Source organism: Pseudoalteromonas sp. Ld19 (assembly GCF_045064135.1).
GTDB classification, from domain to species: Bacteria; Pseudomonadota; Gammaproteobacteria; order Enterobacterales; family Alteromonadaceae; genus Pseudoalteromonas; species Pseudoalteromonas aliena.
Genome location: NZ_JBISHA010000021.1, coordinates 797,210 through 810,969 on the forward strand (window position 1 = coordinate 797,210; position 13,760 = coordinate 810,969).

General features: G+C 39.8%; 15 protein-coding genes. 8 read left to right on the forward strand and 7 right to left on the reverse strand.

The window, feature by feature from the left end; translation table 11 throughout:
• Nucleotides 1-2 precede the first annotated feature (2 nt).
• Entirely contained in the window at nucleotides 3-617 is a 615-nt protein-coding gene (locus ACJJVZ_RS15650) for a sigma-E factor negative regulatory protein (protein WP_193156088.1), read from the reverse strand.
• Nucleotide 618: 1 nt separating this feature from the next.
• Nucleotides 619-1,200, reverse strand: coding sequence for an RNA polymerase sigma factor RpoE (gene rpoE, locus ACJJVZ_RS15655; protein WP_077538947.1), 582 nt, complete (start codon nucleotides 1,198-1,200; stop codon nucleotides 619-621).
• Nucleotides 1,201-1,446: 246 nt separating this feature from the next.
• Between rpoE and nadB the strand changes: the two genes are divergently transcribed.
• On the forward strand, nucleotides 1,447-3,057 hold the full coding sequence (gene nadB, locus ACJJVZ_RS15660) for an L-aspartate oxidase (protein WP_405601783.1): 1,611 nt from the start codon (nucleotides 1,447-1,449) through the stop codon (nucleotides 3,055-3,057).
• Here the strand turns inward: nadB and ACJJVZ_RS15665 are convergent.
• Nucleotides 3,032-3,388, reverse strand: coding sequence for a hypothetical protein (locus ACJJVZ_RS15665; RefSeq protein ID WP_405602071.1), 357 nt, complete (start codon nucleotides 3,386-3,388; stop codon nucleotides 3,032-3,034). The genes nadB and ACJJVZ_RS15665 overlap by 26 nt on opposite strands.
• A gap of 55 nt (nucleotides 3,389-3,443) precedes the next feature.
• Nucleotides 3,444-3,695 carry a succinate dehydrogenase assembly factor 2 gene (locus tag ACJJVZ_RS15670; RefSeq protein ID WP_077537158.1) on the reverse strand — a complete coding sequence of 84 codons (252 nt, stop codon included), beginning with the start codon at nucleotides 3,693-3,695 and terminating at the stop codon, nucleotides 3,444-3,446.
• A gap of 164 nt (nucleotides 3,696-3,859) precedes the next feature.
• Here ACJJVZ_RS15670 and ACJJVZ_RS15675 point away from each other — a divergent pair, with 164 nt between their 5' ends.
• The gene (locus ACJJVZ_RS15675; RefSeq protein ID WP_405601786.1) at nucleotides 3,860-4,771 is read left to right on the forward strand and encodes a YgfZ/GcvT domain-containing protein; all 912 of its coding nucleotides are present in this window, start codon (nucleotides 3,860-3,862) and stop codon (nucleotides 4,769-4,771) included.
• Between the two features lie 12 nt (nucleotides 4,772-4,783).
• Nucleotides 4,784-5,269 (forward strand): peptidylprolyl isomerase, encoded by a 486-nt coding sequence (locus ACJJVZ_RS15680; protein ID WP_077537156.1) that lies wholly within the window; start codon nucleotides 4,784-4,786, stop codon nucleotides 5,267-5,269.
• A 41-nt stretch (nucleotides 5,270-5,310) separates the two neighbouring features.
• Here ACJJVZ_RS15680 and ACJJVZ_RS15685 read toward each other — a convergent pair whose 3' ends face one another.
• The 3 genes from ACJJVZ_RS15685 to ACJJVZ_RS15695 are packed head-to-tail and all read right to left on the reverse strand — an operon-like array spanning nucleotide 5,311 to nucleotide 7,004.
• Nucleotides 5,311-5,799: a hypothetical protein gene (locus tag ACJJVZ_RS15685; RefSeq protein WP_077537155.1), complete on the reverse strand. Its 489-nt coding sequence runs from the start codon at nucleotides 5,797-5,799 to the stop codon at nucleotides 5,311-5,313.
• A gap of 26 nt (nucleotides 5,800-5,825) precedes the next feature.
• A complete protein-coding gene (locus ACJJVZ_RS15690; protein WP_193156091.1) occupies nucleotides 5,826-6,638 on the reverse strand; it encodes a DUF481 domain-containing protein in 813 nt (270 codons plus the stop codon).
• 45 nt (nucleotides 6,639-6,683) lie between these two features.
• Nucleotides 6,684-7,004, reverse strand: a complete 321-nt coding sequence (locus tag ACJJVZ_RS15695; protein WP_077537153.1) for an HI1450 family dsDNA-mimic protein — start codon at nucleotides 7,002-7,004, stop codon at nucleotides 6,684-6,686.
• 229 nt (nucleotides 7,005-7,233) lie between these two features.
• On the opposite strand from ACJJVZ_RS15695, the gene ACJJVZ_RS15700 reads away from it, so the two are divergent.
• The 5 genes from ACJJVZ_RS15700 to ACJJVZ_RS15720 all read left to right on the forward strand — a co-directional run bounded on the left by ACJJVZ_RS15700 (nucleotide 7,234) and on the right by ACJJVZ_RS15720 (nucleotide 13,739).
• Nucleotides 7,234-8,025, forward strand: coding sequence for a crotonase/enoyl-CoA hydratase family protein (locus ACJJVZ_RS15700; protein WP_405601789.1), 792 nt, complete (start codon nucleotides 7,234-7,236; stop codon nucleotides 8,023-8,025).
• 331 nt (nucleotides 8,026-8,356) lie between these two features.
• Nucleotides 8,357-8,710: a CidA/LrgA family protein gene (locus ACJJVZ_RS15705; RefSeq protein ID WP_182701104.1), complete on the forward strand. Its 354-nt coding sequence runs from the start codon at nucleotides 8,357-8,359 to the stop codon at nucleotides 8,708-8,710.
• Nucleotides 8,703-9,443: an LrgB family protein gene (locus ACJJVZ_RS15710; RefSeq protein WP_405601793.1), complete on the forward strand. Its 741-nt coding sequence runs from the start codon at nucleotides 8,703-8,705 to the stop codon at nucleotides 9,441-9,443. The genes ACJJVZ_RS15705 and ACJJVZ_RS15710 overlap by 8 nt, the downstream gene beginning before the upstream one ends.
• 36 nt (nucleotides 9,444-9,479) lie before the next feature.
• A complete protein-coding gene (locus ACJJVZ_RS15715) occupies nucleotides 9,480-10,310 on the forward strand; it encodes a mechanosensitive ion channel family protein (RefSeq protein ID WP_138585361.1) in 831 nt (276 codons plus the stop codon).
• 174 nt (nucleotides 10,311-10,484) lie between these two features.
• On the forward strand, nucleotides 10,485-13,739 hold the full coding sequence (locus ACJJVZ_RS15720) for a winged helix-turn-helix domain-containing protein (RefSeq protein WP_405601796.1): 3,255 nt from the start codon (nucleotides 10,485-10,487) through the stop codon (nucleotides 13,737-13,739).
• Nucleotides 13,740-13,760 lie beyond the last annotated feature (21 nt).

Genomic DNA, 13,760 nt, shown 5'->3' on the forward strand with positions numbered 1-13,760 from the left:
AATTAGTTTTTTCCGTCTTGCGCTTTCGTATCATTTTGCGCTGTTTGGAGCGAGTTAGCAACACGTGCTTGGCGTTGATGTTCTAAAACTAATGCACCAATACGTTGCTGTTGTAATTCGCGTAAACCTTGTTCAGCATTTTCAAGCGCAGGTTCAGATGAATAACTCACTGGAGACGCCATTCCTGTTAAAGGTGTGGTTTGCAATAACGGGATTTCATTTTGCTGCTCGTTATTTTGAGGAAGTGTATTAACTCCCACAATAGCAAACATCGCGACACTTGCTGCAATTGCTAACTGAGCCACCGGCTTACGCCAATTAAACGCAACAACATTGTTACCTTGCATTGTTTCAGTAATTGCTTGAGGCTCTGTATTTGGCTGGTTGAAGTCAGCATAAACAGGCTCGTTTTCTAATGCTAATGCAACGCGATCGCTAATATCAATATGTATGTCCTGATTATTTTTTTGAGCACGCATTGCATCACCAATTAACGCATAACGACCAAACGTAGCGACATCGTGATCTGCAACTTTTGCATCTGTTAGATGTTGCTCGCCATCAAGTAGTGCCGATAACGTTTCGTTATCTAACTTGTTGAGGTGTGCTTTTGTCATACTAAGACTCGCCTATTAATGGGTTTAATTTGTTATCAATTGCTTCACGGGCACGAAATATACGCGAACGTACCGTCCCGACTGGGCAATCCATTACCACGGCTATTTCTTCATAGCTCATCCCTTCGATTTCTCTGAGGGTAATTGCGGTTTTAAGATCTTCAGGCAAACTATCAATCGTATTAAAAATAACAGCGCGCACCTCTTCGCTTAAAAGAAGGTTTTCAGGGGATGCATTTGAACGCATCGAATCCGCACAATCATAAAATTCAGCTTCTTCAGCATCTATATCATTTGCTGGCGGTTTACGGCCCTGCGCTACTAAGTAATTTTTAGCACAATTAACGGCAATACGGTATAACCAAGTATAAAAGGCGCTATCACCTCTAAAGTTAGGAAGCGCACGATAAGCTTTAATAAATGCTTCTTGTGCTACATCAGCAACATCACCTTGATTCGATACATAACGTGAGATCAAACCTGCAATTTTGTTTTGATACTTCTTTACCAATAGGTTAAAGGCATTTTTATCGCCTTGCTGAACCCTTTTTACCAGCACTAAATCTAATTCCTGCTCGCTCATTCGAGCCGGTACTCCTATGTCTGATTTTTGCTTGTTATTCATATTATCGCCATTGTTCACAAATACTCTGACCCCGACATGAATAAAAAGTTCTGCTTAATATTATTTTTATATAAAATAGTTGATAAATAACAGCACTAAGCTATTAAAATCACTACGTAGTAATATGACAAATATGATACAACTACAGATATTGAAAACAAATATTGCTCTATTAGGGCATTGTAACCGCAAAGTACCCCTGACATGAACCAAAATAAACATCACATTGCAGATGTCGCTATTATCGGTAGCGGCGCAGCTGGATTATCACTTGCCTTGTCTTTAGCTAACTATTGTAACGTTACCGTGATCAGCAAAGGCGCTCTCACTGAAGGCTCCACTCTTTATGCGCAAGGCGGTATAGCGGCTGTATTTGATAAACAAAATGACAGTATTGAATCGCATGTTGAAGATACATTAGATGCTGGCGGTGGTTTGTGTGACAGGGAAGCTGTTCATTATACTGCAAGTAATGCACATGACTGCTTACAATGGTTGATTGACCAGGGCGTGCCTTTTGATATGGAGTTTGACAGCAAAGGTAAAGAGCGTTTTCATTTAACACGAGAAGGCGGCCACAGCCATCGTCGTATTTTGCATGCCGCTGACGCGACTGGTAAAGCTGTGCAAACGACACTGATAAGCCAAGTAAAGTTACATAAAAACATCACTCTACTTGAGCAGTATAACGCAATTGATTTGATTTCAGATAAAAGCGCGTGTAAAGCGGGCTCACACATTGAAGGCATGTATGTGTGGAACAAAAAAGCGAAAAAAGTAGAAACTATTTCAGCTAAATTTGTAGCCCTTGCAACTGGCGGTGCTAGTAAAGTGTACCTTTATACATCAAACCCAGATGTATCAAGCGGTGATGGCATTGCAATGGCGTGGCGGGCAGGCTGTAAAGTAGCTAATATGGAGTTTAATCAATTTCATCCAACAAGCCTGTATCACCCTGAACTGCAAAACTTTTTAATTACTGAAGCGATGCGTGGCGAAGGTGCCTACCTAAAACGCCCTGATGGCACCCGCTTTATGAAAGACTTTGACAGCCGTGAAGAACTAGCACCTCGAGATATAGTCGCGCGGGCAATCGACTTTGAAATGAAACGCCTTGGTGCAAACTGCGTATACCTAGACATTAGCCACAAAGACAAAGAATTTATTATTGAGCACTTTCCGACTATTTACGCAAAATGCTTAAGTGTAGGGCTTGATATAACCAAAGAAGCAATTCCGGTTGTACCGGCCGCACATTACACGTGTGGCGGTGTAATGACCGACTTTAATGGCAAAACCGATTTAGATAACTTATACGCTGTAGGTGAAGTTGCTTATACGGGCCTACATGGCGCAAATCGGATGGCGAGTAATTCATTACTAGAGTGCATTGTTTTTGCCCATGCCGCTGCAAAAGACATTTTAAGTAAATTAGAGCATGCACCAGAGCCGATGGTATTACCAAATTGGGATGAAAGCCGTGTTAGTAACTCCGATGAAGAAATTGTAATTACTCACAACTGGCATGAACTGCGATTATTTATGTGGGATTACGTCGGTATTGTACGCTCAACTAAGCGCTTAGAACGGGCGCTGCATCGTGTCGAATTATTACAGCAAGAAATACACGACTATTACGCTAATTTTAGAGTAAGTAATAACTTATTAGAGCTACGTAACTTAGTGCAAGTTGCTGAATTAATAATAAGAAGTGCGATGGAGCGAAAAGAAAGCCGTGGTTTGCATTACACGATTGACTACCCAGAGCAAAATGAAAACCCAACACCGACTATTTTGAATCCGCAGCGCGATTAATCGCGCTTAGCGTAGCCCGCTTTAAGCGGGTATAACTTTGCTCATTAACGCTGTTGGCTGAAATAATTAGCCAACGGTTATTACTAAAACCTTTAATATATAGCCACACACTGTTGCCAATAATACGGCTTTTAGAACTTATTTCGCCTTGAATCTTAAGTGAGTCACTTTCAAATCTAAATAAATTTGACTCTAAAATGACAACCCCCTGCACCGGATGCGAAGCGACAGTTTTACGCCAAACAAATAGCCCTGCCACCGAACAAACAACCACACAAAAAAACATGGCTAATATAGAGTTTAAAAACAAACACAAAACTAAAGTGAGTATACAAAAAAAGACCACAATCGGTTTGTGGTCTATTTTGTTATTTGTAACAGTAAATCTATACACGAACTCTATCTAGAATAAGTTGAACCATGGCATTTAACTGCTCATCTTTACATTCTTGATGGCCCATAAACCATGCGAATAAATCAGGGTCTTCTTCAGTTAGCAAACGCTGAAAAATAGCTTGCTGCTCTGCATTTAAAGAATCGTACGCGTCTTCAACAAACGGCATAAACAAAACGTCTAGCTCTAACATACCACGACGACAAGCCCAACGAATACGTGCTTTACTATGAATTTCAACCATTTTAAACCTCATACTTAATTGACTCGAGTTTAACAAATACACAGCAATTTAGCAGCTATTAATCTCTCATTAAATAATAAACCCACAGCAGTAGGCGCTTGTCTGTACCATACGTAACAACTGCGTTATTATGTCACTTCATTTATATTGCAAAGAAGGTTTTTATGTCGAGCGTTTATGCATGTCCATTATCTCATCAACTTATTAGCCTTAACGGCGTTGATAAATTATCTTATCTGCACGGACAAATTACTCAAGATCTTAATAAATTAACCAGCAGCAATTATTTATGGGCTGGTCATTGCAGTGCCAAAGGTAAGCTTTGGGGTGTATTTAAATTATTCTCACATCAAGATACCTACTACCTTACAGGCAGTGAAGGTGAAATAGAAAAATCGCTAGCAGAACTTAAAAAATACGCCGTGTTTGCAAAAGTAGAGTTCAGTGCAGCTTCGCAACGGTTAATTGGCTTAATTGGCGATGATTTAACTGACGTATTAACACAACTAAATATAACGTTTGAAAACGATTCTACAGCATGCGACTTTTACCATGGTAAAGCATTAAAATTGGCTGATAATCGCGTATTACTTATGGTTGATAATCAGTTTAGTATTCCTGACAATATATCGACTCTTGATACGGACGCACCATGGCAACAAGCGGCAATTTTAGCAGGTGAGCCGCAATTAAGCAGCGATGCTATAGGTGAGTACGTCCCACAAATGGTTAATTTACAAGCAATCGAAGGTATTAGCTTTAAAAAAGGCTGTTACACAGGTCAAGAAACAGTGGCCCGGATGAAATACCTTGGTAAAAATAAACGCGCCATGTATATCGTTTCAGGTCAAAGTGAAGGCGTACTTTTAGAGCCAGACATAGAAACCCAATTAGGCGAAAACTGGCGTCGTGCGGGCAAGCTCATCGCGCAAAGTTTTGATGACCAAAAAAATATATTAACTGGCCTCGTTGTGTTGCCAAACGATACTGATGTAACTCAAGTACTTCGTGCAAAACACACACCTCAGGTGGAGCTAAGCATTCTGCCTCTACCCTACTCTCTTGAAGATGAATAAATAGGAATGACTATGATCGTTGCGGCAAATAAAGTAGTAAAAATGCACTATTCGGTAATGGATAATGATGGCAATAGCATTGATAATTCGTTTGGTGGTGAGCCACTGCATTTTATTATTGGCACAGGCTACTTAATTTCAGGCTTAGAAAATGCTTTACAAGGAAAACAAGCTGGCGACACGCTTAGTGTGAAAGTTGAACCTGAAGACGGTTACGGCGAACGCCACGACAACCTTATGCAAGCTGTGCCTAAATCCATGTTTGAAGATATGGAAATTGAAGTCGGTATGCAATTTCGTGCATCAACAGATGACGGCGATCAGTCTGTAATGATCATCGATATTCAAGATGAAGAAGTGATTGTAGATGGCAATAATCCGCTTGCAGGCATTACACTTAACTTTGACGTAGAAATACTTGAAGTGCGCGATGCAACACAAGACGAATTAACTCACGGCCATGTACACGGCGAAGGTGGATGTGGTCACGATCACTAAAATTGTGCAAAGCATGTAAAAAAGCGCCTAAGGCGCTTTTTTTATATCATATTATTGCGCTTAACCGCTTTAGGTTCGCTTTTTGAAGAGCTTGGTAACGCCACAGACACTTTATTCTCTTTTAAGGCTGCTAATAACCCTTTTTGATCATTAGTGCCGACTCGATACATAGTGCCATCTTTAAGCGTAAGTTCAATTGCACTAAAGCCAGACACTGTATATACCCAACCATCATGAGTTATACGTATGCCGATACCATGTCGATATGAATTTTGAACTGCTTTTGCTTCAGTAACTTCGCTAAGCAAAATACTTTGCCCAGCAACACCTGGGCCAAAAGCCCAACTGATTTTTTTATCGTCTACCTTTACTGTTAACCCGTGAAACAAAAAACCCACCAGCACTAAAATACCGGAAAATATGATTAAAGGTCCATCAGCGCCTAACAAGTTCCATGCTAGCGCAACAAAGCCACCAATCCACGCCAGTACAAAAAAGATAAACACGGCATACTGTTTATGTTGGTACATACTACTCTCTAAAATTAAATAAATACTTAAAAGTTATACACTAAGGTGGCACTCAGCTCTGAATCAAACTTAAGTTTGTCATCTTCGGGTTTTGAATTATAACGGTACATATACGCAAACTTAAGCGATACCGCACCAATCACTTGGCTTATCAATGCTGTTTCTGACTTTAGGCGAGAATTAAGACCTGAAAGTGACTGCTCAATGCTTAAATCTTGATTAAAACGAGTTCGCTTTGACACTAATCGCTCCCATTGCATAGCAACACGTACTAAGTAGCCGGTTTTATTAATTTCATCGTCACTCACATCCGAGTCATCATCAGCTACTGAGCGGTACAAACCTGGCCCTATATCAATATCTACTTTGTTTTTTGAACCTTGATATACACGCGCACCATAACCTGTTGCAATCGTACTTTTAAAATCAAGCCCACTAAACTCATCTTCCTCATAGTCGCCGTAAATAAAAAAGGATGAGTTCTTTACACCCACTTTATAGTTACCTTGCGCCGATATAAACACACGGTTGGCAGTTACGTCACTGTCGCCCGTCTCATCATTTTCGTCACGCTTATAAAGGGAGTCTATTTTGAATTGATTGCGCCAGTTCTCAAAGTCTTGGTATAAATTCCCTTTGAGCTTAAAGCTAGTCGAATTGGTATTACCTTTACTTAAAATAAAGCCAAATTCAGTATCGCCGTAGAGCATTTCACCTTTGTGCAAATCATGAATTTCTTCATCTGAGAGCTGCCCGTATTTATGAAAATCTTCAAAAGGATCAACAGCCCAACTTGGGGTGCTAATAATTAAAAAAATCAAAAATAAATATTTAAGCACTATGTTCTCTCTTACACATCATTATAAATGAATAAACCGGCTGGTTTATTCACTTTCTTTCCATAGAATATGACAAAAAGGCGCATCTTTATCGCGGCTTATTAGTATCTTAGCAAATAAAACGTCATCGTTTTCGAACTCTAGACCCACTAAAACTTGCACAAAACTTTCGGGTTCTATTTCTAGGGCAACAAAATCATGCCACTGCTCATCGGGCTCATCTTCTTCAATAAAGCCAAGGTCTTCTCTAAATTCATTAAAGTCTTCGACATCTTTTTCACTTAAGTTATTTGGCGCTAACTCTAAAAAAATATCGTAAGCCTGATGAGTTACTTCTTCTACTGTATATAAACGAGGACCTGACATATTTGCTTAGCCTATGAGCTTTTAAGTAAAACTATATTATCAAATCTATACACCATTTTGATAATAAAACATTCAAATGTTCGATTTTTTTGTGCCTACTTCATACATTCTTAAATATATTTTATTTATCGAAGTAAAAGTTAAGACTTTTGCCTACCAATAAAGTCTCTCACTTTACTTAACACACATAACAACATAAGCTCAAAGCAACAGGTCGGAGGAGTATGTAATGATAAAGCTAGAAAAAAAAAATGGTATTGCTACGGTTACGCTTTGCAGAGAAAAAAAACAAAATGCATTGAGTTTTGAAATGTTCATAGACTTGAGCAAGGTAATTAAAAACATAAAAAAAGATCGCAGTGTTCGCGCCGTTGTAATTACTGGTGAAGGTGATCACTTTTGTGCCGGACTTGATGTAGCTGCGGTAATGGCATCGCCATTTAATATAATAAAGTTATTAATGAAATGGCTGCCTGGTAATCAAAATTTGGCACAAAAAGTTGTACTAGGCTGGCAGTCTTTGAGCGTGCCCGTTATTGCACAAATAAATGGCAACTGTTTAGGTGGGGGATTACAAATAGCATTGGGCGCGGATTACAGAATAGTCCATGTTGATGCCAAACTTGCCATAATGGAAGCCCGTTGGGGATTGTGCCCTGACATGGGGGCTAACGTAATGATGAGCGGATTAGTTAAGCGCGACCAAGCCCTTTGGCTTGCAAGTCATGCAAATCCTATCACCGCAGAGCAAGCAAATGAGCTAGGTTTAGTTACTCAGCTTACTGATGACACTCAGCAAGCCACGCAAAACATGATTACTACATTGCTTGAACGCTCCCCTGATACACTCGCCGCAATAAAGCGAGTAACTCAACAAAGCTATAAGCCACAACAACGTAAAATACTCGCAAAAGAAACATTCAGCCAAATCCGTTTATTGCTTAATCCCAATACTAAAAAAGCGATTGCTAAAGCAAAAGGAAAAACAGATATAACTTATGCAAACACAAAGCGCTGGTAAGACTAGGGCGTGTTGATCTTTGGTGGGTGAGTTTGCAGCAGACTGTTTGGTTTTTGGGCAAGACAGAGCCTAAGTAGTGTGGTTATTCCCCATAAATAGGCGATAACGCAGCATAAATACCAAACATGCGCTGCCCTTTGGGTTCTTTCTAGGGACGATTAACTCTTTGTTGCTCGGTTTTTACTTAGCCCACTAGGTTACAAACCTCGCGCCGCGATTTAATCGCCCCTAGATTGAACAAATTTCAATCCACAAAGATCAACACGCCCTAATGCACAAAAGAGTTTGATTTGTTAAAGTTAAGCTCTTATCTTTTCTGCGAGCCACTTTGATGAAATTTCTGCTTAGTAGCGCCATTATTTTGCTATGTTTAGCCGTTGCTAAGTTAATAATGCATATTATGGGCGGAAGCTTCCCCGCCCCATTATTAGCGATGGTTATTTTATTAGTTTTACTTTTATCAGGCCTCGTAAAAGAGCAGCACATAAAGCCCTGTGCAACGCCAATTCTAAACATTATGCCTATATTTTTTATTCCAGCTGGTGTTGGCTTTATTGAACACCTTGGGCTAATAAAATCACAATGGCCTTTTTTAGTGTCTATTATTATTTTTATTCCTCTCTCGTCGTTACTTTTAATAAGCAGTGTCATCGCTTACTTTAAAGGTCGAGAAAATAATGATTGAACAAGCAAAGCAAGCCCAAATGCTAGCACCCGATTTATGGTGGTTGAGTGTGCCTTTTATCATCGCACTATTTTTAACGTTAAGAGCTATAAATCAGGGCATAAAGCACAGCGTACTAAAGTCACTCACTAATCCGGTTTTTTTAAGCATTGCTATTATCGCTTTGCTATTAGTTAATCTAAATCTACCTTACTCGCAGTTTGCCTCTCACAGTAAATTACTAAATTGGTTACTAGAGCCCGCGATTGTTGCTTTAGCCCTGCCTTTATATCAACAGTTTATTCATATACGTAAAAACTTATTATTAATAGTGCTTACATGCAGCTTAGGTATTATTAACGCAACCTGTGTGGCGTTTGTTCTTAGCTTATTATTTGACGCTTCGGATCAATTGAGCGCCTCGGTTGCCGCGCTAAGCGTTACAACACCAATTTCTCTTGTTGTTACAGACTCATTGGGGGGCATTAGTTCGCTTGCTGCTGCTTTAGTTATTTTTATTGGCTTACTAGGGGCTTTATTTGCCATGATGTTGCTAAAGTTCATAGGAATATATAATCATGAAGCACAAGGCGTAGCAATGGGAACCGCTTGTCATGCAATAGGCACCGCTGCAGCACTTGCAGAGCACCCAAAAATTGGGGCTTTTTCATCTGTCGCAATGGCATTAAGTGCACTACTAACCGCTGTAATAGTTCCCTTGCTGTATCCTTTTCTTGTTAACATTTTGCTATAGTTGGCAAATATAATATTGCCGTGTAAAGAGCCCACTATGATCAGCACCGAAATAGAGCAGTTTGAAAAATACTACACCATGCTTACCGAATACTTAGTGACCTACAGTATGCAAATTGTTGGCGCTGTTTTTATAGTACTGATTGGTTTGTGGCTAGCACAAAAACTTGCCAAAGTGGTTGCAAGCATAATGACGCGTCACAATGTTGACATCACCCTCACCAATTTTGTCAGTAGCGTTGTAAAAGTACTGCTAATTGTGATGGTTATAATTATCGCACTTGGCAAAATCGGTATAAGTGTTACTCCCTTTGTAGCGGCTATTGGTGCTGCATCTTTAGGGGCTGGTTTGGCGCTGCAAGGGATGTTATCTAACTATGGTGCTGGGCTTGCAATTATTGCCACACGCCCCTTTGTAGTGGGCGACACAATTGAAGTTAAAAATGTAAGTGGCCAAGTTAAAACCATTGAACTGGGTTACACCATTTTAATTAACGAAGAAAAAGTAGAAATTACCATTCCAAATAAACACATTGTAGGCGAAATACTGCATAACTCGTTTAGCTATTCATTAGTAAAAGGTGAAATCGACATTGCGTATAACGCGTGCTCCGACACCGCAATTAATCTCATTGAAAATGTTTTAAATGCAAATGAGTTAGTCGCTAAAAATCCTGACTCTCAAGTCGGTATTGAACGTTTTGCAGACAGTGGCGTTACCATTAGTTATCGCTATTGGGTGCCAACAACTAAAATTATTGAAACTAAACTCGCTATTAATGGCGGAGTTTATAAAGCGATTAATAGCGCTAATATAGAAATTCCGTTTCCGCAGCGCGTAATCACAATTAATAAAAGTGATTTTTAACGCACTATCACTTTTATAATCTTTAAAGGCTAACTTACCCGTTAGCTTTATATTTTATTGTCACACGCTTTATAAATTGCATACATTATTTATTTTTTTGTTTATTATATAGGAGTTAAGTAGTACAAACCGACACCATTAAGTTTCACCATATAATAACAACAATGAGTAATTATGAATCGTAGTCCATTTTACTTAGGCGATTGGCAGATAACGCCCTTAGCCAACTCTATTCAGCGACTAGGTAAAACAAAGCAACTTGAGCCAAAAGCAATGGATGTGTTGCTACGGCTTTGTCAGCAACAAGGTGATATCGTTACAAGTGATGAATTACTTGATCATTGCTGGAAAAATATCGACGTTGGCGATAACCCACTTCATAAAACTATTACTCAACTCAGAAAAGCACTCGGCGATAAAGCCAGTGAGCCTCATTACATAGAAACTATCCGTAAACGTGGTTATCGCGTTATTGCAAAACTTGATTTTCCACTCACCGATGACATACCAAGCGCTAATAAAACTTGGCAAGGTGGCTCTCCCTTTTTAGGATTAAGCGCTTATAACCCAAGCGATACACATTTATTTTTTGGCCGCAATCAATCCATAGAAACGTTACTCGATAGAGTATCGAGCCAAATTAACTTTGGTCGCGCTTTTTGTTTAATACTCGGCCCAAGCGGTACAGGTAAATCATCACTTGTGAATGCCGGTATTTTACCAAAACTACTTGATGAGCGAGGCTATAACGGCATTGGGGTTGTTTCCTACACCCAGCTCGACTTTGCAGATGTACATCAAAATAGGCTTTTTTTAGATTTAGCCTGTGCTCTACTCGATTGGGATATAAACACTCACCCCGTATTTGAAGGATTAAGCGCACAAACACTGGCAGAGCAGCTACAGTACGCAATCGATGACGTAATTAACACTATACAAGCAGCGCTTAACAAAGCCGCTACGCAACTTAAAACGCCGCAATTGTTTTTGTTTATAGACCGCTTAGAAGTGCTACTTTCCTCACCGCTATTTAGTAACGACACCCGAAGTCATTTTTTATCTGTTATTGAGCGTTTAGCGACCTCTAAAGCGGTGATTGTATTTAGTGCCTGTCGTAACGATTTTTACCCTTTAGTGGTTGAGCAACCAAGTCTTATGGTGGGCAAGGCTCATGGCGCGCATTACGATTTAACCCCGCCAAATCGCCATGAACTACAACAAATTATTCGCTTGCCAGCGTTAACCGCTAATTTAACGTTTTCGCAAGACCCACACACTAAAACCCCGCTGGATGAAATACTTTGCGCCGATACCGCCAATAATCCAGATGCACTGCCCATGCTGCAATACACACTGCAAGAGCTGTATTTACAGCGCAGTGATAATAATGAGTTATTGCACAGTGTGTATGAAAAGCTCGGCGGTATTGAGGGTGCTATTGGTAAAAAAGCCGAAGAAGTATTTATAGGGCTTTCTCAAGCGCAACAACAGCAACTAAAAAGCGTGTTATCGCAATTAGTCACGCTAAACCCAGATGGTAAAACCATTACGAGCCGCGCAGCCCGCTTGCAAGCATTAACCAACACCAGCCAAAAAGAACTGGTTCAAGCTATGGTCGATAGCCGCTTATTTGTATCGCATTTACAAAACCAAGAAGCTTACTTTAGCCTTGCCCACGAGGCACTATTACGCCAATGGCCACGTGCCAAACAGTGGATTAATGACCATAAAGATGCCCTTGCTATAAAAAGCCGCTTACACCACCACACGCAACAATGGCTTAATGAGCAAAAAAGTAACGCCTACCTGTTAGCGCCGGGTAAACCGCTGCAAGAGGCCGTTACCTTATTAAACGACAACATATTCGAACTAGACGATAACGAACGCGCGCTTATAACCAGCTCTCTTAAACACAGTAAAACAAAAACAACCATAAAACGCGGCACCGTCGCTCTGCTTTGTTTACTTACCTGTGTTGCCCTATTTATGAGTGTTACTAGCTTTCAAGCGCAGCAACTTGCACAGCAAAAGCGCCAAGAGGCCGAAAGCTTACTAGGGTTTATGGTAGGTGATTTTGCCGATAAATTACGCAGCGTAAAGCGTATGGACTTACTTGATGGCATTAGTAATAAAGCACTTGAGTATTTTACTAATCAAGTTGAGGAACCAAGCTCGTTATTTAACTTTAGCAGTCAACAAGGCGAGTTTAAAAGTCGCTTTCAGTACGCGCAAACTCTGGAAGCCATGGGAGAAGTGGCCTATTCCCGCAGTAAAACCATTGAGGCCTTCACTGCCTTTGAAAACGCCCGCATTCGCCTTGAAGCACTCTTAAAAATACAGCCAAACAACTTAGAGCTACTCACACTCGCCGGTGCCAATGCCTTTTGGCTCGGCCAGCTTCATTACGATAAAAGCGATTACGCTGCCACTGAGCCTTTCTTAAAAAAATATCATATCTACAGTAAAAAAATGTATTCATTAGCACCGAATGATTTTAATGCCATTATGGAGTTATCATATTCACACAATTCGCTGGGGTCTTTATATTTACAGCGATTTAACTACACTGGCGCTAAACAGCGCTTTGCAGAGTCGCTCGCCCTTAAAAATGAAGCGCTTGAGCTTAAACCCAATAATAAAAACCTATTACGCGATAAAGCCGATACCATCAGCTGGCTTGCTAAAACAGAAGAAAGATTGGGTGTTTTTAACGCAGCATTAACCATGTATGCAAATGCTTCTAATGAGTTAAAAAGTTTATTAATTGAATACCCAGATGATGCAAGTTTAGCAAGCAGTTTAGCTTATACTTATATTCAACAAAGCTACCTATTAAGCTACTTACCTAATAAAAAGCTAGCCTACAAAAAAGCACAGCAAGCTACAAAAACAGTTAATAGCGCACGATTGCAAGATCCAAAAAGTAAAGAAATTCAACATTCTTATTATCGTTTTTTGGCCCACCAGTTAGTGCTTTCACCTAATAAAAAAATTGATAAGCGAATTACCAAAATTATCAAATTTATGAAAGATCAAGGCTTTATAAATAACCTTACTGTTAATACACAATTGAGCCTTATACAGTACTTTATTGATAAACAGTCACCACTTAAAGCACAGGAGTTATTGACGGCACTTGAAAGTGATAAAAACTATAAGCAGCATAGAGGCAATCTAATAGCAAGTGGCGATAATTTAGCGCCCACACGAATAAATTTACTTAAAGCTAAGTTAACTTCAACCAGCAAACAGCGAGAACAATTTTGCTTAAATGCGCTTCAAGCCATTGCTAAAACAGCAGAAACAAATCAAAGTGTTCGCATTACGTACCCGCTAGTACAGGCTTACACCTGCTTAAACCGAGCTAACGAAATCCCAAAAATAAGAGCAAGCCTAGTAAAGCTAGGTATTACTGACTTTAAACTATAACTATGAATACAAAGGAAATAA

What these genes read in the sequence shown, in the direction of transcription:
- ACJJVZ_RS15650 (WP_193156088.1), bottom strand. Translation starts at nt 617, where the DNA reads ATGACAAAAGCACACCTCAACAAGTTAGATAACGAAACGTTATCGGCA.
- rpoE (WP_077538947.1), bottom strand. Translation starts at nt 1,200, where the DNA reads ATGAGCGAGCAGGAATTAGATTTAGTGCTGGTAAAAAGGGTTCAGCAA.
- nadB (WP_405601783.1), top strand. Translation starts at nt 1,447, where the DNA reads ATGAACCAAAATAAACATCACATTGCAGATGTCGCTATTATCGGTAGC.
- ACJJVZ_RS15670 (WP_077537158.1), bottom strand. Translation starts at nt 3,695, where the DNA reads ATGGTTGAAATTCATAGTAAAGCACGTATTCGTTGGGCTTGTCGTCGT.
- ACJJVZ_RS15675 (WP_405601786.1), top strand. Translation starts at nt 3,860, where the DNA reads ATGTCGAGCGTTTATGCATGTCCATTATCTCATCAACTTATTAGCCTT.
- ACJJVZ_RS15680 (WP_077537156.1), top strand. Translation starts at nt 4,784, where the DNA reads ATGATCGTTGCGGCAAATAAAGTAGTAAAAATGCACTATTCGGTAATG.
- ACJJVZ_RS15685 (WP_077537155.1), bottom strand. Translation starts at nt 5,799, where the DNA reads ATGTACCAACATAAACAGTATGCCGTGTTTATCTTTTTTGTACTGGCG.
- ACJJVZ_RS15695 (WP_077537153.1), bottom strand. Translation starts at nt 7,004, where the DNA reads ATGTCAGGTCCTCGTTTATATACAGTAGAAGAAGTAACTCATCAGGCT.
- ACJJVZ_RS15700 (WP_405601789.1), top strand. Translation starts at nt 7,234, where the DNA reads ATGATAAAGCTAGAAAAAAAAAATGGTATTGCTACGGTTACGCTTTGC.
- ACJJVZ_RS15705 (WP_182701104.1), top strand. Translation starts at nt 8,357, where the DNA reads ATGAAATTTCTGCTTAGTAGCGCCATTATTTTGCTATGTTTAGCCGTT.
- ACJJVZ_RS15710 (WP_405601793.1), top strand. Translation starts at nt 8,703, where the DNA reads ATGATTGAACAAGCAAAGCAAGCCCAAATGCTAGCACCCGATTTATGG.
- ACJJVZ_RS15715 (WP_138585361.1), top strand. Translation starts at nt 9,480, where the DNA reads ATGATCAGCACCGAAATAGAGCAGTTTGAAAAATACTACACCATGCTT.
- ACJJVZ_RS15720 (WP_405601796.1), top strand. Translation starts at nt 10,485, where the DNA reads ATGAATCGTAGTCCATTTTACTTAGGCGATTGGCAGATAACGCCCTTA.